Origin of the sequence: Enterococcus sp. DIV0901a (assembly GCF_051711525.1) — a bacterium.
Classification (GTDB): domain Bacteria; phylum Bacillota; class Bacilli; order Lactobacillales; family Enterococcaceae; genus Enterococcus_B; species Enterococcus_B faecium.
In genome coordinates, this window is sequence record NZ_JBIOMW010000001.1 from 2,029,614 (window position 1) to 2,052,332 (window position 22,719).

At 34.5% G+C, this 22,719-nt stretch carries 20 protein-coding genes, 2 tRNA genes and 2 pseudogenes; 9 read left to right on the forward strand and 15 right to left on the reverse strand.

The window, feature by feature from the left end:
• Window positions 1-28: 28 nt before the first annotated feature.
• Genes IGL70_RS09780 through IGL70_RS09790 form a run of 3 tightly spaced genes read right to left on the reverse strand, consistent with a single transcriptional unit; the run spans window position 29 to window position 2,321 of the window.
• Window positions 29-589 carry a haloacid dehalogenase gene (locus IGL70_RS09780; protein ID WP_002287958.1) on the reverse strand — a complete coding sequence of 187 codons (561 nt, stop codon included), beginning with the start codon at window positions 587-589 and terminating at the stop codon, window positions 29-31.
• A gap of 25 nt (window positions 590-614) precedes the next feature.
• Window positions 615-1,454, reverse strand: a complete 840-nt coding sequence (locus IGL70_RS09785; protein WP_002294078.1) for a Cof-type HAD-IIB family hydrolase — start codon at window positions 1,452-1,454, stop codon at window positions 615-617.
• 33 nt (window positions 1,455-1,487) lie between these two features.
• On the reverse strand, window positions 1,488-2,321 hold the full coding sequence (locus IGL70_RS09790; RefSeq protein ID WP_104874055.1) for a DUF72 domain-containing protein: 834 nt from the start codon (window positions 2,319-2,321) through the stop codon (window positions 1,488-1,490).
• 231 nt (window positions 2,322-2,552) lie between these two features.
• On the opposite strand from IGL70_RS09790, the gene IGL70_RS09795 reads away from it, so the two are divergent.
• Complete coding sequence (locus IGL70_RS09795; RefSeq protein ID WP_104874054.1) at window positions 2,553-3,521, forward strand: asparaginase; 969 nt, start codon at window positions 2,553-2,555, stop codon at window positions 3,519-3,521.
• A gap of 154 nt (window positions 3,522-3,675) precedes the next feature.
• Here the strand turns inward: IGL70_RS09795 and IGL70_RS09800 are convergent, their stop codons facing one another.
• Window positions 3,676-4,413 carry an acyl-ACP thioesterase domain-containing protein gene (locus tag IGL70_RS09800; protein WP_104874058.1) on the reverse strand — a complete coding sequence of 246 codons (738 nt, stop codon included), beginning with the start codon at window positions 4,411-4,413 and terminating at the stop codon, window positions 3,676-3,678.
• Window positions 4,414-4,428: 15 nt separating this feature from the next.
• A complete protein-coding gene (locus IGL70_RS09805) occupies window positions 4,429-5,262 on the reverse strand; it encodes a fructosamine kinase family protein (RefSeq protein ID WP_104874059.1) in 834 nt (277 codons plus the stop codon).
• A gap of 147 nt (window positions 5,263-5,409) precedes the next feature.
• Between IGL70_RS09805 and IGL70_RS09810 the strand changes: the two genes are divergently transcribed.
• Window positions 5,410-6,369 carry an IS30 family transposase gene (locus IGL70_RS09810; RefSeq protein ID WP_113809460.1) on the forward strand — a complete coding sequence of 320 codons (960 nt, stop codon included), beginning with the start codon at window positions 5,410-5,412 and terminating at the stop codon, window positions 6,367-6,369.
• 159 nt (window positions 6,370-6,528) lie between these two features.
• On the opposite strand, the gene IGL70_RS09815 is transcribed toward IGL70_RS09810, so the two are convergent.
• Window positions 6,529-7,857 carry a C1 family peptidase gene (locus IGL70_RS09815; RefSeq protein WP_002294080.1) on the reverse strand — a complete coding sequence of 443 codons (1,329 nt, stop codon included), beginning with the start codon at window positions 7,855-7,857 and terminating at the stop codon, window positions 6,529-6,531.
• 294 nt (window positions 7,858-8,151) lie between these two features.
• Between IGL70_RS09815 and IGL70_RS09820 the strand changes: the two genes are divergently transcribed.
• On the forward strand, window positions 8,152-8,316 hold the full coding sequence (locus tag IGL70_RS09820) for a hypothetical protein (RefSeq protein WP_002296289.1): 165 nt from the start codon (window positions 8,152-8,154) through the stop codon (window positions 8,314-8,316).
• Window positions 8,317-8,453: 137 nt separating this feature from the next.
• Here the strand turns inward: IGL70_RS09820 and IGL70_RS09825 are convergent.
• Window positions 8,454-8,527 (reverse strand) — tRNA-Asn (locus tag IGL70_RS09825).
• Window positions 8,528-8,740: 213 nt separating this feature from the next.
• Here IGL70_RS09825 and IGL70_RS09830 point away from each other — a divergent pair.
• Both IGL70_RS09830 and IGL70_RS09835 read left to right on the forward strand, forming a co-directional pair.
• A tRNA-Thr gene (locus IGL70_RS09830) sits at window positions 8,741-8,813 on the forward strand.
• A gap of 133 nt (window positions 8,814-8,946) precedes the next feature.
• A complete protein-coding gene (locus tag IGL70_RS09835) occupies window positions 8,947-9,576 on the forward strand; it encodes an alpha/beta fold hydrolase (protein WP_002287965.1) in 630 nt (209 codons plus the stop codon).
• Window positions 9,577-9,689: 113 nt separating this feature from the next.
• Here the strand turns inward: IGL70_RS09835 and IGL70_RS09840 are convergent, their stop codons facing one another.
• From IGL70_RS09840 to IGL70_RS09860, 5 genes and pseudogenes are all read right to left on the reverse strand, one after another.
• On the reverse strand, window positions 9,690-10,064 hold the full coding sequence (locus IGL70_RS09840; protein ID WP_002287966.1) for an iron-sulfur cluster biosynthesis family protein: 375 nt from the start codon (window positions 10,062-10,064) through the stop codon (window positions 9,690-9,692).
• Between the two features lie 312 nt (window positions 10,065-10,376).
• A complete protein-coding gene (locus IGL70_RS09845; RefSeq protein ID WP_002294086.1) occupies window positions 10,377-11,804 on the reverse strand; it encodes a family 1 glycosylhydrolase in 1,428 nt (475 codons plus the stop codon).
• Window positions 11,805-11,815: 11 nt separating this feature from the next.
• A complete protein-coding gene (locus IGL70_RS09850) occupies window positions 11,816-13,672 on the reverse strand; it encodes a PTS beta-glucoside transporter subunit IIBCA (protein WP_002294087.1) in 1,857 nt (618 codons plus the stop codon).
• Window positions 13,665-14,510, reverse strand: a complete 846-nt coding sequence (locus tag IGL70_RS09855) for a PRD domain-containing protein (RefSeq protein ID WP_002294088.1) — start codon at window positions 14,508-14,510, stop codon at window positions 13,665-13,667. The genes IGL70_RS09850 and IGL70_RS09855 overlap by 8 nt, the downstream gene beginning before the upstream one ends.
• A 290-nt stretch (window positions 14,511-14,800) precedes the next feature.
• Window positions 14,801-15,539 (reverse strand): annotated as a pseudogene (locus IGL70_RS09860) (type VI secretion protein ImpB); the annotation flags it as partial.
• Between the two features lie 285 nt (window positions 15,540-15,824).
• On the opposite strand from IGL70_RS09860, the gene IGL70_RS09865 reads away from it, so the two are divergent.
• From IGL70_RS09865 to IGL70_RS09880, 4 genes are all read left to right on the forward strand, one after another.
• Window positions 15,825-16,001, forward strand: coding sequence for a bacteriocin (locus tag IGL70_RS09865; protein ID WP_002298841.1), 177 nt, complete (start codon window positions 15,825-15,827; stop codon window positions 15,999-16,001).
• Window positions 16,002-16,019: 18 nt separating this feature from the next.
• The gene (locus IGL70_RS09870) at window positions 16,020-16,187 is read left to right on the forward strand and encodes a class IIb bacteriocin, lactobin A/cerein 7B family (protein WP_002295575.1); all 168 of its coding nucleotides are present in this window, start codon (window positions 16,020-16,022) and stop codon (window positions 16,185-16,187) included.
• Window positions 16,188-16,301: 114 nt separating this feature from the next.
• Complete coding sequence (locus IGL70_RS09875) at window positions 16,302-16,523, forward strand: hypothetical protein (protein ID WP_002331254.1); 222 nt, start codon at window positions 16,302-16,304, stop codon at window positions 16,521-16,523.
• A gap of 584 nt (window positions 16,524-17,107) precedes the next feature.
• Window positions 17,108-17,323: a bacteriocin gene (locus IGL70_RS09880; RefSeq protein ID WP_002295295.1), complete on the forward strand. Its 216-nt coding sequence runs from the start codon at window positions 17,108-17,110 to the stop codon at window positions 17,321-17,323.
• 3,401 nt (window positions 17,324-20,724) lie between these two features.
• On the opposite strand, the gene IGL70_RS09885 is transcribed toward IGL70_RS09880, so the two are convergent.
• From IGL70_RS09885 to IGL70_RS09895, 3 genes and pseudogenes are all read right to left on the reverse strand, one after another.
• Window positions 20,725-20,964, reverse strand: a complete 240-nt coding sequence (locus IGL70_RS09885; RefSeq protein ID WP_010728517.1) for a hypothetical protein — start codon at window positions 20,962-20,964, stop codon at window positions 20,725-20,727.
• A pseudogene (locus tag IGL70_RS09890) lies at window positions 20,961-21,440 on the reverse strand (SIS domain-containing protein); the annotation flags it as partial. The gene IGL70_RS09885 and the pseudogene IGL70_RS09890, both read right to left, overlap by 4 nt.
• A 52-nt stretch (window positions 21,441-21,492) precedes the next feature.
• Window positions 21,493-22,665 (reverse strand): IS256-like element IS1542 family transposase, encoded by a 1,173-nt coding sequence (locus IGL70_RS09895; RefSeq protein WP_104807992.1) that lies wholly within the window; start codon window positions 22,663-22,665, stop codon window positions 21,493-21,495.
• Window positions 22,666-22,719 lie beyond the last annotated feature (54 nt).

The window sequence follows — 22,719 nt, forward strand, 5'->3', positions numbered from 1 at the left end:
AAAGATAACAAAAATAGTGAAACTCTGATCACTCTTTTTCATTTGTGCACATACCTATATCAGCGGATTTCTTCTTAGCAATCGCTTCTTGAATCTGACGTTGGATTTCTGCCGCGATTTTAGGTTCTGGAGCATATTCCATCTGCCAGTTTTCAGGTTTCAACACTTTATTTGTTACAGGGTCATAATGAGGTTTTCCATCTGGAAATAATTTCCCCATATTTGCCTGATGGACGATTTCGAATATTCGATCAGGCACTATTCCTAGTAATGAAAAAGAACCATAAGTAAAGTAAAGGATATCTGTCAGTGCATCTACTTGTTCAACCAGCGGATCACTTCCCCACTGTGTTTTACCAAGTATTTTTTCTTCTGCTTTATCTAATGCTTCGTGCAGCAGCATAACAGCTTCATGCAGTTGTTCTTTATTAGGTGAAGTAGCTGCAACAAATTCAACAAGTTCTTCTATTTTGAACGCAGCACGTGTATGAGCTTCATTTTCTGTAAAAGCCGTGGGTATCTCTGGTCTTCTTGGATCAAAAGTTTTGTGGAATGTTTCTACTTTTTGAAAAGGTGTCTCTGCTTCCATACTGATTTTTTCCTTCTTTCATTGACTAATAAATCAGACCGAAGTGTTTCAGTCCTTCGTATATCCCATCTTCTTCATTTGATTGAGTCACAAAGTCTGCAGCATGTTTTACTTCGATCTGAGCATTCCCCATGGCCACTCCAATTCCTACACCTTTCAGCATCTCGATATCATTGTAATGATCGCCGAATGCCATGATTTCTTCCATTTCAATTCCGACAGCATTTGCGAAAGCTTGGATGCCTAGTAATTTTGAACCACCTTTTGGGATGATATCTACAGTATACGTATTTGAACGCTGAAACGTACACTCGGGAAAGCGATGTTCTAACTTTTTCTGTTCTGACTCCGGACTGAGCAATATACATTGATAAATTGGTTCTTTTAATATCTCTAACGTTTCATAACGATCCTTTTGTCGGTGAGGGCTAAAAACCTGGAGGATTTTTTTCATCAGACGTACCGGGAATTTACGCGGTAAAAAGCTGACTAGTCGCTTGATAAAAATCGATTGTCCTAATAGCATCGTCGTTGATCCATCTAACCGATTTCTCGCACCAAAAACGATTTGTCGATGGTTCTCATCTGCAAATTCAACAATATGTTCCAATACTTTTTGTTCAAAAGGGTGGTCGATAATCGTGCGATCTGCAGTAAAAACCAGTTGACCATTATACACGACATACATATCTAATTCCAATTCATCAATGATTTCTTTGATCTTTACTGGGCTGCGCCCCGTTGCTACACCGCATAAAATGCCGTTTTTCCGAGCATATTCAATTGCTTGTTTTGTTGATTCCAACGCTTTTGAACGATTGGTGACCAATGTTCCGTCAATATCAAAAAAAATAGCTTTGATCATAGACTTCGCCCCTTTCTTGAATAAAATAAGCCCTTAAAACAGATCCATTTGGGTTGGATTGAGTCCATCTGGCTTGATATTTAATATTTTTTGCAGTGCTAATGCATTTTCAGCCGCATCACCACCAGAATTATTATTAAAAATCACACCTACCTCTTTTGTCTTAGAATCAACTACTTTGACTTCATGTGCTAGTTCTTGCAGTTCTTTTTCTGAATAACGATATAACGTTCTTTTTTTACGCCACTCTTTATCATTTGCTTGCCATCCTTGCGCATTCCTACCATGGAATCGAAAAAGAGCAAAGTTCGGATTGGTGACAAATGGATCAAAAGGAATCGTTGTATTCAGCAACTGTGGCTCATCGATGATGGCTAAAGAAAAAGCGGCTCTAGTCATAAAGTTTCTTGTACGTTCAAGAAATTCATCGCTGTACCAAGAATAATCCCGCAATTCTATAGAAACAGGATAACCCTCAAACCACTTTCTAAGTTTGCGCAAGTACTGGACATTTTCTTTCGTACATTTGAATGATGAGGGGAATTGGACTAAAAAGCAAAACATCTTTCCAGCATCTACCATTGGCGACATAACATCTAAAAAATGCGCAATCATCTCTTCTTCGGTCTGATAATAAGGCTTCCAGTCTCCTTGACCGCTGATTCCTTGATAGACTTTGACTACAAAGCGAAATGATTCAGGTACTTCACTTATCCAATTCTCAACTGAGGACTTTCGGGGAATTCCATAATAGGCAGTATCTAATTCCACTAAGGGTAGAAACCCTGCATATTCATAAAGAGTGTTATTCTTTTTACCAGTTAATTTGTCATGTTCTTTAAACGATGTTAATCCGATTCTGATCATTTCCGGCCACCTTCGTGATTGATTTCCTTGGCTGCTTTCTTGTAAAAGAAACTCAACCAGATACTCCATTGTATTAGGAGGTCAAGGTTGAGTCTTTTCCATTTTAATAAGGTCAGCTTTTTTATGATAAGTTAGGCTATTCGTTATTCTTCACTGATAGCAAAACTCTTTTATATAGTATACAATAAGATTTAACGGCTATGCAAAATTATTCGTAAGGAAGTCTGTAAAATGAAAAAAATACTTGTACTACACACCGGCGGAACGATCGCCATGAAAGAAAACATGCTCACGGGCGGTGTTAGTCCTGATGTGGCAAACCCATTATTAGATGCAGAAATCACAATCCCCAAGCATGTAGAATTATTAGTTGAAGATATCTTCAATCTTCCCTCACCACACATCATGCCTTCTCACATGTTGGTATTAAAAGAACGTATCTTGTCCGCTTATGCATCAGGTATATCCGGAGTGGTGATCACACACGGTACAGATACATTAGAAGAAACTGCTTTTTTTCTTGATACAACGATTGGCAACAAATTACCAATTGTTTTGACTGGGGCAATGCGTTCAAGTAATGAACTTGGAAGTGACGGCCTTTATAATTTTGAAAGTGCGATTCGTGTCGCAAGTTGTGAAGAAGCGCTAGATAAGGGGGTTTTGGTGGTCATGAACGATGAGATCCATTCTGCACGCTACGTGACAAAGACCCATACCACAAATGTTGCTACTTTCCGAACACCTACATTGGGTCCCATCGGCTTAGTAACTAAGAATCGAATTTTATTCTTGCAGGAACTTTTAGAAACAAAGCGACTGGACATTTCCGCTGTAGATGGGACTATCCCGATCGTTAAAGCATATGCTGGGATGCAAGGGGACTTATTGGAAGCCATCGCCCATACGAAAGTAGACGGTTTGGTAATCGAAGCTTTAGGTGCGGGGAATCTCCCTCCACAAGCCTTAGCTGCTTTGGAAAAGCTTCTTGTCCAAAAAATCCCTGTAGTACTTGTTTCTCGTTGTTTCAATGGAATCGCAGAGCCTGTTTATGATTATGAAGGCGGAGGAAAAGAACTAGAAGAAATGGGGATTATTTTCTGCAACAGCATCAATAGTCAGAAAGCACGTTTAAAACTATTGATTGCCGTAAACTATGGTTTGACGGGCGAAGAATTGATTTCGTTTATCCAAAACTAAACATCAATATCTGATAGCTAAACTTAAAAAGAGAGGCTGTGACAAAAGTAGCTTCTTCGAAAACTAAGCCGAAATTTTACAAAAATTTGAGAAACAATTTTCGTAAATTTCTTCTTCTTTCTTGAAGCTGACCACTTCTGTCACAACCTCTTTTTTATTTATTTTTCCATAGAATATTGGCTTCACAATACAGCTGTTCTTGCATTCGGATTTCATGTTTTGTTTTGATACCATTTTCGGTTGGGACTTGTTCAAAATGGCTTTCAATCTCATTCCCGTACTCTACTTCTTTATCAAATCGAATAATTACTTTTTCTGGAACATGCGTAGTCAAAAAGTCATATCCTAATACGTCAATGATCCAATTAAAATACATCGCATTATTAACATGCTGATTACTATCGATATCATAAAAACGAACACGATATGGCAACATGAAGCCCGAATCAATCTTTTCAATTTTTTCCTGACGCTTGATTTTCTTGATCTTCTCACTCTCAAAAGGAGCAATGATCTCTTCATTAACACTGCTCATTTTTCGATTCACAAAATCCATCAATACGAAAACAGATTCTATTTTGACTAATTCTTTCCCATCTTCATCATGGATCCAGAAGTTCCGATAACAGAAAAACTTATTGTACTCCATGGCTTGAGTCGTTACTGAGATTACTTCACCGACTCTAGGGAGACGATTAATCTCCATGGAATAATTCGTGATGACCCAAGTAAGTCCAAAGCTATTGACGAATTCACTGCCTCTTCCCAACTGGTCGCTTTGATCTTCAGACGTTTTGATAACTACTCCTAACATCGAAGGAAATGTCATCGTTTGGTTGATGTCACACTCATAATATGAAACTTCATGCTTTTTGGTATATTTTTTTGCCAAAAACACGCCCTCCTCTTAAAAATTTTCTAGTAATTGATCTACTTGGGAACCGTAACTTTCTCCAAACATATTCAAATGTGCCAAAAGATAATATAACTGGTAAATCGGCAGTCGTTCTTTCCATCCCTTTTCTAATGGAAATATAGTTTGATAAGCATCTAAAAATTCCGGTCGGAAACCACCGAATAACTGGCTCATTGCGATATCTTGTTCCCGATTCCCATAAGAAACAGCTGGGTCGACAAAAACTGGATGCCCTTGCTGGTCAAAGAACACATTACCACTCCACAGGTCTCCGTGCAAGAGGCGTGGAGTGATCTTTTTTGGTTCAACCGATTTCAATACACGTTCTTTAAATCGCAGATACTTTTCTTGACGCTGTACATTCCATCGATTCGTTTCTTCTGCCAAAGAAATCTGGGATTCAAGCCGATCTTTAAAGAAAAAAGTCCACCAATCTTCTTCAAAAGAATTTTTCTGAACAAGTGTACCCAAATAGTTATCTTTACGAAAACCAAATTGTGGCGCTGTTTGCTGATGGAGATTAGCTAAAGCTGCAGCAAGATCTCGTTGATCCCCTTTTCCCGGCTCGATCCATTCCATTAACAAATAAGCGCCTTCACTTGTTTCACCTAGCATATACGTATCTGGTACACGTACGAATGCTGACAGTTCTTTTAATCCGTCTACTTCTGCTTCAAAAAATCCTTTTTTTACATTCGGATGGATTTTTAAAAAATAAGCACGATGTTCGGTTTTTATACGATAGGTCTGATTAACATCGCCACCAACAACTGGAATCACTTTACCATTTAATTTCAGATCAGATAAAACAGTTTGGATATCCATGACTTTCCCCCCTACTCCCAATTTTATTCTACTTCGTCATCATATTTTTAATGACGCCGATTGTAAAATTAAGCTAGACAACTAAAAAAGTCATTTGTGCTACACTCAAAATAGTTCCGTCCAAAGAATTATAAGGAGTGAGTACAAATGACCTATACCCATCTTACAACGGATGAACTTGTAATGATAGAGTCTTATTTCAAAATAAATCAATCTGTTGCGAAAACTGCGCATTGCTTGAATCGTTCAAGACAAACGATCCATAAAGTATACCTGTTCTTCAAGCAAGGAAGATCAGCCTTAGAGTACTATCAACAGTATAAGAAAAACAAATCAAACTGTGGTAGACGCCCGCTTGTTTTACCTGAGGAACAATCAGAATATATTCAAAGAAAGGTTGTTCAAGGATGGACACCCGATGTGATTGTTGGTCGTGCAGCGTTTCCTATTCGTTGTTCTGCTCGTACCATTTATCGTATGTTCAAAAAGGGGCTATTTAATCCTTCTGACTTACCGATGAAAGGCAAGCGTAAACCAAATGGACATCAAGAAAGACGTGGAAAACAAGCTTTCCGTCGCTCTATTCATGAACGTGAAAAAGATTATAGCCAATTCTCAAATGAGTTTGGTCACCTTGAAGGTGACACTATCGTAGGTTTGAAACATAAAAGTGCTGTAATTACCTTAGTTGAACGATTATCAAAAGTTATCATCACATTGAAACCGTGTGGTAGACAAGCGATTGATATTGAAAACAAATTAAATCATTGGTTTGAATCTGTACCGAAAAATCTATTCAAATCCATCACTTTTGATTGTGGAAAGGAATTTTCAAATTGGAAACAGATCAGTAATGCCAATGATATTGCCATTTATTTCGCTGATCCAGGAACGCCGTCTCAAAGAGGCCTAAACGAGAATTCTAACGGATTGTTACGTAGAGATGGTTTATTGAAATCTATGGATTTCAATTCAGTAGATGAATCTTTTATTCAATCTGTCGCATCGAAACGAAATAATATTCCTAGAAAATCACTGAATTATCGAACACCTTTGGAAGTATTTTTGAGTTACGTAAGTATTGATGATTTGTCTAACTTAATTTGACAATTAAGATGATAAAAGGATTATTTCCAATCCTTATCCTTTATTTAGAATTATAGCACAGGGACCATAAAAAACAGGGAATGGACTTTAAAGATAAAAAGAGCTGGCTTAAGCCAGCTCTTTTTATCTTTACTACATACTCTTCATTGAAATACTCGTCTATGCTAAAGCACCCATTGGATCCCACGGAGATAGAACAATTGGTTCTTCATTGAACGCATTTAATTGCTCTTTCGTCAATAAATCTTTTCTTACAACGATTTGGTACGTATATTCGTCCATCCAGGCATCACTCATAACGAAGAAGCCATTCTTTCCAACTTTTTCGCCCCAGCTATTTTCGACTTTCCATTTTGTTGATTGCCCGTCTACTAAGTCAACACCGGTCAATACCATCGCATGGGTCATCAGACTTTCTCCAAAATCTAAACGTTCAGCTTTAGTCATTGTAAAATCCGTATCAAATAGATCATCCATTGAATAAGCATCTAAGGCCATGATGCCACTAGTTCTAGTAGAAGATTGACCTACATCACAACCAAACCAAACAGATTCTCCTTCTTCAAGCTGAGCAATCGCTAATTTTTTGAAAGTTTCCATATCAACATTCAGATATTTGACTTCTTTCCCGCCAACGACATTTCCTAGCATCTCTACTGTATAAGAACGATTGAATGGTTTGTCTTTTGTTGGTGCATTGATCACGCTAACATAATCATCTAATTTTACACCGATGTATTTATCATAAAAAATTTGCGGTGTCAGTCCTCGGTCAAGATGATAGTTCTTTTCTTCATCGCGGTACTCAAAATCGAATTCTTTTGGAGGTGTTCCTAATGAGATAGCTAAGAAGTTATAAATGCTTTCTAGCATTTCTTCTTTCTTTTCTTCAATAGCGTCTAATGTTTCTCCTTGAGCAACCATTTTCCGTAACACTACTGCATCTTTACGCAGTAATTTGTTCAAGTAGTTATTCAAATCTCGAGAATTTGAACTATTCGCACTTTCCGGCATCACCGATTTAGGCACAACGCCATATTTTTGGAATAATGAAACGATCATATCCCATTGGCCGCCATCTTGTTGAGGAGTAGCGAGTAAGAAAGCTACTTTCCGGCTATCGATTGCCTCTTTTCCTGTTGCAATGATGTTTTCATAGAAATAATTTGCCTTTTCATATTTATCCCAGAAAAAAGTGTAATTTTGTGATAATTCAAACTCTTTTAAATGGAATTGATTCAGCATCTTATGACGGAATGTGTTCAGTGCAGCAAACATCCAGCAACGCCCCGATTGCATTTGATTAGCCACTTTCCCCGTAGCCAAATCTATAGAAAATACCGGTGTATTCTCCACATGTGCTGAAACATTTTCAGCAGAAGCAGTAATTCCGTTCTTCACAACTGCCCGCTGCAATGCCTGCTGTTTGATATTTGCTTGAAACTGTTTGTTAAATTTTGTTGTCATATCAGGCGTAATAGCTTTCATCCAATCATCCTTCCAAATCCAAGTTATACTTCGTATTTTACTCTTAAGAATTTAGAAATACAATCTCTTCTATGATGAAATTTTCATTTGAATGAGAATATACTTACAACTTCATGAAGAAAAATGTCATACGGTATACAATAGTTTTCAGATAAAAAGGAATATTTCTATGAGATAACGAAAATGGCCTGTATAATAAAGAAGAGGCCTAGAAGAACATCATACAATAAGATAGCTTTCAAAATACTCATTGAAAGAAGGAAATACTATAACGTAAGAAAGGAGATGAATAAAATGAAAAACCTGATTGCTGGCGGCTTTTTGTTTGTGGGTGGTGGCATACTTATGAATACAGATAACTTTGGGAATGTCATCCCTTTTCTTGGTGCAGCTTGTGCTTTGATTGGTGTAGGAATGCTGATTTATTTCGTATTTAGCGATGATGGGAAGTATGGTTGATTATGAGTAGCCAACTCTACTCTTTCGTAAAGATTACAACATACGTGACAAAAACAGAAAGCTTGATTCATCATAATAATAAAAGAAAAAGAAACCCAAGTGATTGGATTTCTTTTTCTTTGCATAAGCTTTATTTACTCCGGCAGTAGGACTCGAACCTACGACATCATGATTAACAGTCATGCGCTACTACCAACTGAGCTATGCCGGAATCAAGTACATGAATATAATATCAATTTCTTCTAAATAACGCAATACTTTTTTTGAATTTTTTTATTATATTATCAAAGAAACCGTTCGCATTTTTTGTTATTTTTATTTTTTCTAAAATCTGTTTTCCTATTAGAGAAACACATTTTTTCGAAAAAATTCTGTTGACAAATACATTAATATTCGTTATCCTATTATTTGTATTAATGATAATGCCGCTTTAGCTCAGCTGGTAGAGCGCTTCCATGGTAAGGAAGAGGTCGCCGGTTCAAGCCCGGCAAGTGGCTTCCTTAAACAGTGCAACATGTTGGTTTAACAATGTGTCTGCGCTGTTTTTTTATTTTATGACGTAAGAAATGAATGTTTATATTTTAATAGTACAAAGAAAGTCTATATGATAACTATAAAAAGGAGAGCAATATGAAAATTGTTTTTTTGCATGGTCTAGGCCAAGACGAACAATCATGGAAAGATGTAATCTCTTATCTACCCAATAGTTATTCTTGCAAAAGTCTTTCATTGTTCAATCATTTAAACAGCACAGACACTGCTACTTTAGACGACTTAACCAAATACATCGAAGTACAATTGAATCAGATAAAGGAACCTTTTATTTTATGTGGATTATCTTTAGGCGCTGTTATTGCTTTAAACTATCTTGCAACTCCTTCTCCATATTTAAAAAAGGTTGTTTTAGTCGCTCCACAATTTGAGTCTCCTAATCGCTTATTGCTTACTTTCCAGAATATTTATTTTTACTGCGTACCTTCTAAGATATTTGAAAAATTAGGTCTATCTAAAAAACAAACCCTTACCCTACTTCGTTCACTTGAAACATTAGACTGCAAAAAACAGCTTCGTACATCACGACTTCCTAAATTGATTTTATGCGGTACCAAAGATCATGCGAATAAACCAGCAGCAAAACGTTTATATAAACTTTCAACGAATGGCCGGCTACTCTTTATTAAAAACGGAAAACATGAATTGAATAGAGAAAAGCCAGAAATAATGGCACAAGCTATGCGATCTTTTATCGAAAATAGTTAATTTAAAAAAAGACGACAAAATGTGTCGTCTTTTTATTTACCATGGTAAGAATGTTGTCTTGTTTTTTCAATACAGCTTGATTGAGACTAGTTTTATGGACAATAGAGAGAAAGTTATTGTTTTATTCCAGAGAATTTTTCTGGTCGTAGATCTACTAATTGAACATGACTGTCTAAAGAACCACTTGGGCTTTCAAGAGTAAATACACCTAGACGTGGATCTAAAGAAAGGGTCATATGTTCATCCATGTACATTTTTGAATAATCTTTTATATAAACATCCCCAATATCACTATCTAATTGGAGTTTATAATCATTTTTTCTCTGTTCTTTATCAAGAAGAAGTAAACGAAAACTAGTATCTAAAGAGCAAACACCCATTTTAGAATATTCCCCAACGCCATCATCTAAATCCAATATAACTGTTGCGCCTTCATCAATATATTTTTGTAATCTTTCTTGTGCTTGTTCCGTAATTTTAAGATACATAACTAATACGCCCTCTTTCTTTTTCTTACAAAAGCATGCTAGCATATATTAATAAAATTATCTAAAGTCCTGCTCAAAACAAAAAGATGTAAGAAATATCTTATGATATTTCTTACATCTCAGAGTGTAGACTGATACTTTTGTCTACACCCTGCCCCTCTTTTTTAAAGGGTGGTTATGATTTGCTGATTTTATATATTAAAGATAGTTATTTTTTTAAGATAGAACTTTGGTCCTTTAGTAATATTACTCTAAGCTAACTACTTGTTATATGAATATAACTACTATAACTCCTTCTATGTTAAACAGGTATTACAAAATATCTCCATTGGAACCAATCACTTCTTTGTACCAATAAAAAGAGTCCTTTTTGTACCTTTCTAAGGTTCCATTTCCTTCATCGTCTTTGTCTACATAGATAAACCCATATCTTTTTTTCATTTCGCCTGTTGTAGCACTTACTAAATCTATGGGTGCCCACGTGAGATACCCAAAGCAATCTACCTGATCTTCTTCAATTGCAATCTTCATTTGTTGAATATGCTGTTTTAAGTATTCGATGCGATATTCATCATGTATGTTTTTATCATCTGTCAAAACATCTATGGCACCTAATCCATTTTCTGTAATTATGATAGGGAGTCCATATTTTCTATAAGTGTAATTCAGCAGATACCGTAAACCCGTCGGATCAATGGTCCATCCCCATTTACTAGTCACAAGATACGGGTTTTGAAGACCGCCAAATAAGGCACTCTTTTCTTCAGCTGCTCCTTCGTACTTCGCAACAGATGATGCATAATAGTTCATACCAATAAAATCAAGTGTTCCTTTAGAGAACATATATTTATCATTCTCTGTTATGGTCAACTTTATTCCTTGGTCTGCATATTCATTGATTTTATAGTCTGGAAACTTTCCTGTGCACATAGCATCTATTTGATAGAAATCTCGATCCATTTGTTTAAAAGCATTCATCACATTTGTTGGATTGCAATCTACTGGATAAACAGGTTCGATTCCAAATACGCAACCAATCTTGTTTTCTGGATCTATTTTTTTTCCTAAAACTATTGCCGAACAACTAGCCACTGTCATATTGTATCCGATCTCAGCCAATGTCTGCGATTTATTTTCGAGTTCAGAATACTTCAAACCTGCGATAATATACGTAAAAATATCTGTAGCTTCTGTTTGAGGATCAATATGATTCATTTCATTAAATGTAACCCAATAGTGGACTTTTCCTTTTAAAGATTCAAACATAGTTTGACAAAATTTCAAATAAAGTTCAATTACTTTTCGATTAGTCCATGAACCATACTTTTGGACTAAATTTTTTGGCATCTCGAAGTGATATAATGTTACAATTGGCTCAATGTCATAAGACAACAACGTATCCACCACATCTATATAATACATAATTCCTTCTTGATTCGGCTGCTCATCATCTCCATTAGGAAAGATACGAGACCAATCTATTGATATTCTTAATGCTGTAAATCCCATTTCACTAAACAGACGAATATCTGACTTGTATTGATGATATAAATCAATACCCATATGTGAGGGATACGTAGCTTCAGAAGAAATTATTGTATCGATTTGGCGTGGGACCTGATAGCTTCCTTGTCTGACATAATCCATGATAGCTGGTCCTTTTCCTCCCTCCTGCCAGGCTCCTTCACATTGATGTGCAGCAATACTTCCACCCCATAAAAAATTCTTTTTCAATTTCATTTTTTCACCTTCTATAAAATGACGTTTAGTAGATTATCTGTCTTTATTACTTGTTCTGAATTTGAAGGAATGACGTCTAAATAGCTATCGGTATTCGTGACAACTACAATAGTAGACGTATCATAACCAGCTTCTTGTATTTTATCAAAGTCTACTGTTCCAAGGAGTTGTCCTCTTTGAATTTTATCTCCTTGTTTTATATTTAAATTAAAATATTTCCCCTCTAACTCTACTGTATCGATCCCAATATGGATTAGTATTTCAATTCCATCTTGTGATTGGATACCTATTGCATGATTCGTTGGAAAAACTACCGTGATTTCCCCATCCACTGGAGAATAAAGATGTGTATCTATTGGTTTGATTGCAATCCCTTTTCCTAAAGCTCCTGTTGAAAAAGCTTGATCTTTAACTTCATTTAAAGAAATCACTTCTCCTTCTACTACATTACCCAATGAAGAAGTGCGCAGATTTTTATCTTTCCCTTTTTCAGCTATTATATGGTTGATTGTCTCCTGATCCTCTTCTTGTGCAGGGACGCCTAAGAGATAAGCAGCTACAGCTGATCCAGCAAAACTAATCACGACTGCCGCTAACATAAACCAGAAGTTCATGAAATCTCCTTCACCTATATACGCTGGGAGGCCAAATAAACCCCAAGCAACAGAATAAGCTTTAACACTAGTCAAACCAGCAAATAATCCACCAAGTCCTCCTCCAATCATTACTGCAACAAATGGTCGACGATATTTAACAAAGACACCATAGATAGCAGGTTCAGTCACACCAAGTACTGCAGAAAGTGTTACTGTCCCAAATAATTGTTTTTGTTTTAAATTCCGTGTTCTTAAGAAATACCCAAGCATTGCTCCCCCAACAGCAATATCTGAGATTGTACATGAAGATATAAATGCAGGGTCATACCCATTTGCTGCAATTAGAGAAGCTACAACCGGCATGATAAAGTTTCCTGCGCCCAACATTATAATAAATGGTTGAAGAGCAGAGTATAACATCATGACAAACCAACTACCTACATATTTCATCAGTAGATTAAAAAATCCAATGATTCCTTCTCCCATATAAAATCCTAAAGGTCCAAAAATCAATAACGTTGCTGGTAAAGTAATTAACATTACTAACAAAGGGGTTAAAAAGTATTGGAGTGTGTTAGGTATAACTCTTTTAACTACTTTAGTTACGTACCCCATAAACCAGATAGCTAGTAAAATAGGGATAAAACTATTAGAATACGTAATTTGAGGTAATCCAATACCAAATAACTCCAGTCCTTTCACATCATTGATAGAACTTGAAAGTATAGTAGCAGCAAGTGCTACTGCTAAATAAGGACTTGCTCCTAATCGTTTTGCGCAGCTCATAGCCATTAAAATAGGTAGAAAATAAAATACAGCAGACCGCAAAGCATCAAAAATATGATAGGTTGAACTGTCTGGTGATATTATTCCAGTTAAAGAAGCAATGGATAAAACAGCAGCAAGTAATCCAGCACAAATAATAGGTTCAAGTATCGGTGTCATAGATTCAGATATGACATCAAGTGCTGCTTTTATTGGATTTTTTTTTCCACTTTGCTCTTCTAAAGTAGTTTTGGGAGATAGTTCTAATTGAGTCATCAATTCTTTATATACATCGTTAACATGTGTACCTATGATGATTTGATAAGCAACGTTATTGCTAACTACATCAATCACACCGTCTAAGTTTTTAAGCTTATTTGTTTGCGCTTTCGTTTTATCGATAAGAGTAAAACGCAACCGTGTCATACAGTGAACTACTGCCTCTATATTTTCTTTTCCTCCAACAAGTTCAATAATATGTTTGTTAAAATCATGATACTTATCCATTATTGTCGCCTCTTTCCGCTACGCGATTAACATGAATCATCAAATAAGTGTATTCATCTTGAGATAAATAGGTGTTGAACTTTCCTTTTACATATATTTCTATTTTTTCTACAGCTGTATATGCTTTAGGGTATAGTTTTTTTACTTGTTCAAATAACTGAGATTCATTTTCAACGTATGCTTGTTTTTTTCTTAATCGTTCAATAAAATACTGTAAATGTGTCACTAGCCTCATGTAGTTGATGCTCTCTTCGTCAATAGATAAACTAAAATGATATTTGATGATATTCAACATGTCTCTTAGTGTCTCCATATCTTCTATCTGTTCATCAAAATTGACCTGATTTTCTTGAAGATTAACAAAGTGTAAGGCAATTGAAACAGCTTCATCTGTGGGAAAGGAATGATTAAAATATTTCTTCATCATTTTTAAAGCTTCCAAACCGATTTTGTAATAAACTGGATAAAACTTTTTAACTTCCCAAAAGAGCGGACTTCTAAGATATTGTCCTTTTTCTGAGCGTTTCAATGCAAAGGAGAGATGATCTAATAAAGCTAAATAAAGATAATCATTTGCTTTTTTACCGATTTCCTTTTCTCCATAACTAACGAGCTCGTTGATCATAGAGATCAGTCTATCATCAGAATGCGATAACAAATAGCTAAAATGTTCTAAACGGTCTTTCGAATCTAAAACATATGTTTTTTCAATTTCGGAATCATTAATGCGTTGGCCAACTTTTTTTTTGAAAGCAATCCCTGTCATATAGATAATTGCTTCATTTCCTCCCCGATCAATTAAAGCTACATTGTTATTGATAATCTTTTTAACTTTCATTAGTTTCTCCTTTCCAGAAAAAAGAACTCAGATCCAATATCAAATAAGCTTTTGATCATAAAGCTTTACTTGATATTAGTTCTGAGTTCTGCCTGATTTATCAGTAACATAACTCTAGAGATAACTGCGTCGCTATCTCAAGTTCTTTTTTCTTTTCTTACAAAATAAATATACTTTATTTCATTTTATAAGTCAACGTTTTCATTGCTTATAAATTAGTTTTTTTAATCATCTCAGTAATAATTTGCTATGTCAGTTCGATCAATACCATTTGCATGAAAGTACAGCTATAAGCCAATCACACCTAACCTACTCTTAATCGTATAATGATTCCAGTTAGCAAGGTCTTTAATACTCATGATCCCCATCTGGTTGAGTTTTTTTCATTCGAGACCCTATGCCCCAAAAGACCGTCATTTTAGGAATATTCCATACTTTCTCAGGAACATTTTGATACGTCCATTCAGCAATAAACCCTTCATTGTGCTTCGCTTCATTGTCTAAGGCGAGTTTGGCCAAAGGGGATTATCTCCGCGACACCTACCGTAGCAATCAATCCTAATTCTTCTTTAATACGTTCTTGGATCATTTGAACGAATTTTTTCCTTCTCTGACTTCTTGTTCCTTCAGTCGTAAAAATATTCAGTGATCTGGTCACTTTTAAAATGGGTTCATCGATTGGATACATCAGTAGATCTTCGTCAGCCACATATCTTTTGAAAATATTATTTACCCGCATATTTCGCTTGATATATAGGTTCATACGTGGTGGAACAACGTATGATGTTTTAGGAAATAGTTGTGATAAATCACGTGGTCTACTCACATTTGTAATATCATACCGCTTTTTTGCTTCAGGAGAAGAAGCTCTAATATCAATCCTAAACCAGTATTGTCAGCGCGACTCATAACAACAAGTTCTGTTGTTAATGGATCAAAATTTCTTTCTATACACTCGATACTCGCATAAAAAGGCTTCATGTCGATTAGAAAATAATCATTTACTGATTCTTTCGAATAATCCAGCATGAATAACACCCATTCTTTTTTACATTATACAAACGTAAGTTAGGAAATATAAAGAAAAAAACTAAATAGCACTAAACAAACAAGACAACTCATGCTTATTCCGTATAAGAAACTACATATTATGTTAACTAGTTATTAAAATAACATATTCAATAAAATTAAATTGTAATTTTATAGGTTTTAGGAATGAAAAAGCCTTATTTCAGGAAGTTTTTAACTGTTTGCTATAGATGTATGTCATGATAGTATCGTAATAAAAATAATATAAAAGGAGCGAGTTCCAATATGCAAAATGTAAAAGAAGTTTCTGTAAAAGAGATGAAACAAATTATCGGTGGTTCTAATGATAGTCTTTGGTATGGTGTAGGACAATTTATGGGTAAACAAGCAAACTGTATAACAAACCATCCTGTTAAACACATGATAATTCCTGGATATTGTTTATCGAAAAGTTTAGGGTAAGCGTAGGAGTGAATATTAATGAAAAAATATAATGAGTTATCTAAAAAAGAACTTCTACAGATTCAAGGAGGAATAGCACCTATTATAGTTGCTGGCCTTGGCTATTTAGTAAAAGATGCATGGGATCATTCAGACCAAATAATCTCAGGATTTAAAAAAGGTTGGAATGGTGGACGTAGAAAATAAAAATGTGGTAAAAGACTTATATCTCTAATTAAAATTAATAGCATAGTAACTATCAAAAGCTTGTTCTCGTTATAAGGATTATTTGTATGGTTAATGATTAAGAGGAAAAATTAAATGAATAAAAAATTATCTGTAAAGAAATGGCTTCAATTAGAAAAAGCTTCAATTATAGGGATTATTACTCTAATTGGATTAATACTCGGAGAATTATTAAATAAAATTTTAGTCAAATATATAGACAGTTTTTATTTGAGCTTTTTATTAGGAACTATGTCTATATATATATGTTGGTTCTTATATTCATTAATTTATTTTAAAAAAAATAACAGAAAGTGAATTCCGTATTGGTAGTTAGTTGTTTATTATTGATTGTTGCAAATCAACAATTTAACCGAAAAGGAAACAAGCTCAATAATACAAAAGGCGGCTGGCAAATGCCAGCCGCCTTTTGTATTATTGAGCTTGGGTTTTGAGGGGAATTCAAGGGGGAGATTGCTCCCCTTTGACAAGCGATTATTTGCAGCAAATATAGAGATTGCCAAACCTTTTTAGTAAGTAATGACAAAACTGAAGCAAGTTGCTGAAGATTTGTCATTTCGTGTGCCGACTTTCAGGAAAGTTTAGGTACATTAGCAAATATATGTATAGGATTCTAAAATTTTATCGCCAGATTTTGCAATCGATAAATGATGCACAATAAATATAAGAGTTTTATTTGCTAAATTTAAAAGGCGATCCATCATTTCATGTTCTAGTAGTTTATCAAGTCCATTTGTCGCTTCATCTAAAATGAAAACAGATGAATTTTATAGGTTTCAGGAATGTTATTACCTTATTTCAGGAAGTTTTTAACTGTTTGCTATAGATATATGTCACACTAGTATCGTAATAAAAATACTCTAAAAGGAACGTGTTTAAATATGCAAAATGTAAAAGAATTAAGTACGAAAGAGATGAAACAAATTATCGGTGGAGAAAATGATCACAGAATGCCTAATGAGTTAAATAGACCTAACAACTTATCTAAAGGTGGAGCAAAATGTGGTGCTGCAATTGCTGGGGGATTATTTGGAATCCCAAAAGGACCACTAGCATGGGCTGCTGGGTTAGCAAATGTATACTCTAAATGCAACTAAAAAAGAAGAGAAAAAACTCATTACGAGTTTTTTCTCTTCTTTTTTTGCATGAAATTAGGAATAACTAATGAAACAATAGCAATCAATAGTAAAATCTTACTTAATATAGTTTCGGAAAAAATAAATAATCCTAAATTTATAATTACTGCTAAAAAAATGCATAAATTATACTCTAAATTATTTTTTTTTAAATTCATAATATAAACATCCTCTCTTTAATTAGTGTACCATTCCGAAATATTTCATCCCCAGCTCTTTTTTTACTAATATACCAACTATATTTAATAACAAAATAACTAGTAAACTTAATATTTTTAGTGGCATAGAATATTCAAAAATAAATAAAGGCACCATACATGTAGCTATCAATATAAATACAGAACTTACGTATTTTATTATTTTACGGAACATTATAACCTATTACAACTTCGCAAACAGCCATAGCCCTTACCATAGATAAGATTTTTACCAGCACCACCACCACATGTTTGTTTTATCTCTTTCATACTTAATTTTTTTACATTTTGCATGTCTCTACATGCTCCTTTTAAAGTTTTTTTAGAACCTCACGACTATAACATGGATAATTTAATCGTGGTCAAAAACTTCCTGAAATAGGGTGTTTCATATCCTGAACACGAATTTTTAGTCAATTTTCGAAAAATGAAACTTTAAAATTTCTTTGACCAGAACTCTATTTATTCTTGTGTTGTACCTTCGAATAGGATCCCGTATATCTTTTTTATTTGAAGCTTAAGTTCTTTTCCTTTATTTTTTGGCTCTAAAGACTTAATTTTTCTTACTAATGAGTGGATCATACAATCTGATTTAGTGTCGTCCTGCTTTTGCTTATAGAACCATCCCTTCCTATAAAAAGCGATCTGTTCTCTCACCTCTGGAATTGAATAAAGAGTTGATTTTCAAATTTTTGCTTGATTAGCTACTCTTGAAAAATTTGTAGGTTGACTACCTTCTTTAAGAGTAAGGATAGCTTGATTTGTACATGCTGCCGTTTGCACTCGCCTATTCCGATGTACTTATTTTAATATTCCTGTTATTTATATTTTCCTCCAAACTATTTACTCTATCGGGTCTCCCATAAATAATATGGCTATTTCTAATTTTTTCTTCAATCTCGATATACTTTTCTAAAATCTGTTGATTTTTACAATTATCTTGTGCTCATACATCTTATAGAAAAATATAGTGTCAATTTACGAATGATTTAGCTTTTATCAAACAGCAACTTTTACAGTCTCCTGTCAATTTAGAACTTATTTACTAAGAAAAAATCGATAATACACATAAAAAAAATTGGATAAATTAGACGCCAAAGAGATACTGATCGTGACAGAATTATTATTGGAAAGTCGTGCATTGAATAAAGTATAGATAATGACTATTATCCCATCACTTATTAAATGAGTTTTCCCCGGAGAAACACAAAAAGATAAAAGAGAAAATTACCAATGAGCTTTTATACTATAATGCCTCTATATTCTATGAAAAAGATTTAATCACTCGCTTATGGCAATTCAGCCGATGGATCGATGAGCATCTGTTTTTAAATTTTACGTACAAAAAAACCGAGGACAGCTTGTCGAACGGACAGCAGTTCCGGTATCTCTTTTTTTCTCAGAATATTATTTCTATGTGCTTTGTTACAATCCATTTTCTTTCAAAAAATAGCATCATTTATAATATGGTTCTCCGTATCGCGAGCGAATGTTATTGGCTAATCTCTTGGCAAAAAAGTGTTCACCACAAAATTCCTAACTAAACAAAAAATAGCATAAATTAATGCTCTTAGTCACAGATCATACTGTAACAGTATGATCTTATTTTCTGACAAAATAAGAATACCAATCATTTATGGTACGACATTCTAAGCGTAAATGATTGATATTCTTTTGCAGAAACATTCTTAATTTGTACCTAAAGATTGCTGACTAAAAAATAGATAGAAAATTTTCTTCACTCTATTTAATACGTTGCTTGAAGTTTTATAGTTATCTATTAACATTCTCGTCCCCTATTGTCGGGGATAGGTTTCGATTAGATGAACTCGAAAACGTTGCTATATCAATTATGGAATACATTATTCTCTGTCCAGTGATGGGACAATCCATACTCTTCCAATTAGTTATTTGGTCGATTCACGGGAAAAATTTTATATGCAGTTCATTATTACTACTCATCTTCAGACTGTACCGATTCAAAACATTACCCTTTCTTCAATTTTCAGTATCTAGATTGAAAATTATATCATACTTAATATTCCTTTCAATCTAGTTTATTCACCAGGTTATATTTCCTAATGAGACTCATATAATCCTAATTCGTACTTACGCATGTTAATCAATTGTTACACTACCGACACTTGATAAAAAGGCTTTCAACCTCGTTAAGCATGGTCATAACATAGCTGATAATTACCAGATCGAAATTTCTTTATAACTCTTACAAAGCAAAAAGACCGCTCCTTCGCTACAAAATATGATATTTTTGATAAATGGACTAGGCTGATTTTTCAACATTTGGTTAATCCCCATTACTAGAGTATGAATATCCTTAACCTGAAGTCCTTTGTCTTTGTTGCTTAGTACGCTCGGGATTTCTTCTTTTTGTCAAGGATGAAAATGATTTTTCAAAGGATTTTGGATTTTCATTGTATCTATTATCCAAAATGTTTTGAATGTTTAACACTAATGTCATAACTAATAATGGCTTATTGCTAGCGTCTATCGAAGTATTTTTTATTTCCTTCAATGTCAATGTCATAGAGATAGACATTTAAAATCTGCGACATTTTCACCGGGATTTAGCCCATCTTTTTCGTCAATTTTTGGATTCTTTTTTAGTTTCTATTGGAAAGAATCTTCAACTGACATAATTCATTTTGTATTTTTATCTGTCCTCTTAACATTTTAGTGTCAATTTTAATAGTGCTTCACACGAGAAAGGTATAAACATACCAATAAATTTGGTATGACTAATGAACCTTGCACTGCATAGTATAGCCATACGCGGATATACTATATCTCTTATGTTCCTTAGAGTAAAACCTCTAAATCGGTGTGTATTGTTGTTCAAAAAATAAAAAATTCCAGATTAAATCTGTTCATTAGATATATCTAACCCGTTCAACCAAGAATCGAATTCATTTTTCAATTCTTGCAACTGCCCATAATATTTCTCGCATGATATTTGTTAAGCCACTATTCTCATTTTGCTGTTTTTTAACAAATTTAAATTGTAGATATACGTCTACCTTTACGTTATCTACAATTTAAATTTCATTTACGGTAGTAATTCCCGAATCGTGAACGTTTGTTACTTACACCGTTTTGATAATAACTTTTTGAATCAAATAAATGCTGTATATAATATTTGGCCCACACTTATAATAGCGTTTCATAACCAATTGGCAACCCCAACGTACAAATACATTTTTTGACCGCTTTCTTGCTTTCCTCCTCTGTGGTTGTCTGAAGAACATCCTTATAAAGCAAATAAACTTTCGTACAATAAGATCTTCCAGTAATTTTGATTAGTTGACGACAAGCTTCCATACTAGTACTGTTCATCATTTCTAAGATGCTGCTGCCGATGAACAAAATATTCTCTTGTCGATCATTCAACGAAAAACAAGATGGTAAGTGTCTGTTCCACTGCTTTCGATAAATTGGTACAAAATTAATTCCATTAATGCAATCATTGAGATATGTGACGTAATATCTAGATGATTCAAGCTGATTTCATCTGTAAACAAATAAAGATTAATATCACTAAAATTTTGTATTAAGTTATTATCTGCTCCAGTAATTGAAACGATTAAAGGATGATCTTGTTCCTTTATTTTTCGAATTGTTTCGATCAACTCTAAATCTTCTCCTTTGTAACTGAAGATAAAGGCTATATCATTTTTTTTAACTTGCTTTTGTGCAATAGAACGAGTTTGATGATCTTCAGGAAAAATTACAAAAAAACCGGCTGTATTATACAAATATCGTATATAACGCATAATTTCTTTACTCAATCCTTTAGCAAATAAAAAAATTTTAGGCTGTTTTTGTAGTTGTTCTACAATTAGTTTCACTTTATCTGTATCTATTACGAGTCAAGTCCATAATCCTGTGTAAAATACTATACAATGTTTTACCGGTCTCTCATTGATCAAACTTAATATATTTTCTTGTAGAACTGAGCCATTCGTCATGAAGGTCCATAAGGACAGCTCCAATTAATCGATTGGCAGACGTTCGGTTGGGAAAAATCCGAATAATCTTTTCTCTTCTGCGGACTTCCTGGTTCAGTCGTTCAAGAAGGTTGGTGCTTTTTAGCCGATTATGACTATTTCCGATAACCGTGTATTGAAAGGCATCTTCGAAGCCATTATCCAATATTTCGCAGGCTTTTGTATATTTAGGCTGGTCGATATATTCACCGACTAAGGCATTCTTAGCTGTTCGAGCGAGTTCAATATCCGTAAACTTAAAGATCGCTTTTACTGCTTCTCTAAACGGTTTTGAATTCTTTTTTGGAATGGAACTGAAGATGTTTCTTAAAAAATGGACCTGGCATCTCTGCCAACTTGCGTTGGTAAATGACTTACGAATCGCAGACACTAGGCCTTTATGGGCATCAGAAATGATGAGTTCTGTCCCCTTTAGGCCGCGTTCTTTTAAGTATTCAAAGAAGATGGACCATGTGTCATCACTTTCTTCATTTTGAATCATGAAGCCAATGATTTCACGGTCGCCACCTTCTGTTATCCCGATCGCAATATGGCAGCTTTTAGAAAGCACTCGATGGTCCTCACGGACTTTTATGTAGAGAACATCAGTCATCAGATAAGGATAATTCGTACCTGAGAGTGAACGGTTCTGCCATTCGTTGACCATCGGGTCTAACTGCTCAGTCAGGCTAGAAACAAAAGATTTCGATACAGATTTTCCACATAGCTCTTCAACAATCTTTGAAACTTTACGTGTCGAAACGCCCGAAACATACATCTCAAGCATTGAAGCGAGCAGTGCCTTTTCATTTCGCTGATAACGCTCAAACACCGTCGGTGAAAATTCACCATCACGTGTTCTAGGCACTTTTAATTCGAGTGTACCCACACGAGTCGTAAAGTCTCGCTCATAATAGCCATTTCTTTGACTCTGACGACTTTCTGAACGTTCATAGTCATCGGCTTGAATATATTCTGTTCGTTGATTTTCCATCAATTGGTTGAAAACAGTGGTTAAAATATTTTTAGAAATATCATCTTTTACCGAATGTTCAATAATACTTTGAACCTCTTCGTTGTTCAGTGTAAAATGTACTTGGGTCATGTAACGTCCTCCTGGGTATGTTTTTGTGGTTAAAAACATTGTACCGTAAAAGGG

Excerpts from the sequence above, each read along its gene's own strand:
- IGL70_RS09780 (WP_002287958.1), bottom strand. The coding sequence starts at position 589 with ATGGAAGCAGAGACACCTTTTCAAAAAGTAGAAACATTCCACAAAACT.
- IGL70_RS09785 (WP_002294078.1), bottom strand. The coding sequence starts at position 1,454 with ATGATCAAAGCTATTTTTTTTGATATTGACGGAACATTGGTCACCAAT.
- IGL70_RS09790 (WP_104874055.1), bottom strand. The coding sequence starts at position 2,321 with ATGATCAGAATCGGATTAACATCGTTTAAAGAACATGACAAATTAACT.
- IGL70_RS09795 (WP_104874054.1), top strand. The coding sequence starts at position 2,553 with ATGAAAAAAATACTTGTACTACACACCGGCGGAACGATCGCCATGAAA.
- IGL70_RS09805 (WP_104874059.1), bottom strand. The coding sequence starts at position 5,262 with ATGGATATCCAAACTGTTTTATCTGATCTGAAATTAAATGGTAAAGTG.
- IGL70_RS09810 (WP_113809460.1), top strand. The coding sequence starts at position 5,410 with ATGACCTATACCCATCTTACAACGGATGAACTTGTAATGATAGAGTCT.
- IGL70_RS09815 (WP_002294080.1), bottom strand. The coding sequence starts at position 7,857 with ATGAAAGCTATTACGCCTGATATGACAACAAAATTTAACAAACAGTTT.
- IGL70_RS09820 (WP_002296289.1), top strand. The coding sequence starts at position 8,152 with ATGAAAAACCTGATTGCTGGCGGCTTTTTGTTTGTGGGTGGTGGCATA.
- IGL70_RS09835 (WP_002287965.1), top strand. The coding sequence starts at position 8,947 with ATGAAAATTGTTTTTTTGCATGGTCTAGGCCAAGACGAACAATCATGG.
- IGL70_RS09840 (WP_002287966.1), bottom strand. The coding sequence starts at position 10,064 with ATGTATCTTAAAATTACGGAACAAGCACAAGAAAGATTACAAAAATAT.
- IGL70_RS09845 (WP_002294086.1), bottom strand. The coding sequence starts at position 11,804 with ATGAAATTGAAAAAGAATTTTTTATGGGGTGGAAGTATTGCTGCACAT.
- IGL70_RS09850 (WP_002294087.1), bottom strand. The coding sequence starts at position 13,672 with ATGGATAAGTATCATGATTTTAACAAACATATTATTGAACTTGTTGGA.
- IGL70_RS09855 (WP_002294088.1), bottom strand. The coding sequence starts at position 14,510 with ATGAAAGTTAAAAAGATTATCAATAACAATGTAGCTTTAATTGATCGG.
- IGL70_RS09865 (WP_002298841.1), top strand. The coding sequence starts at position 15,825 with ATGCAAAATGTAAAAGAAGTTTCTGTAAAAGAGATGAAACAAATTATC.
- IGL70_RS09870 (WP_002295575.1), top strand. The coding sequence starts at position 16,020 with ATGAAAAAATATAATGAGTTATCTAAAAAAGAACTTCTACAGATTCAA.
- IGL70_RS09875 (WP_002331254.1), top strand. The coding sequence starts at position 16,302 with ATGAATAAAAAATTATCTGTAAAGAAATGGCTTCAATTAGAAAAAGCT.
- IGL70_RS09880 (WP_002295295.1), top strand. The coding sequence starts at position 17,108 with ATGCAAAATGTAAAAGAATTAAGTACGAAAGAGATGAAACAAATTATC.
- IGL70_RS09895 (WP_104807992.1), bottom strand. The coding sequence starts at position 22,665 with ATGACCCAAGTACATTTTACACTGAACAACGAAGAGGTTCAAAGTATT.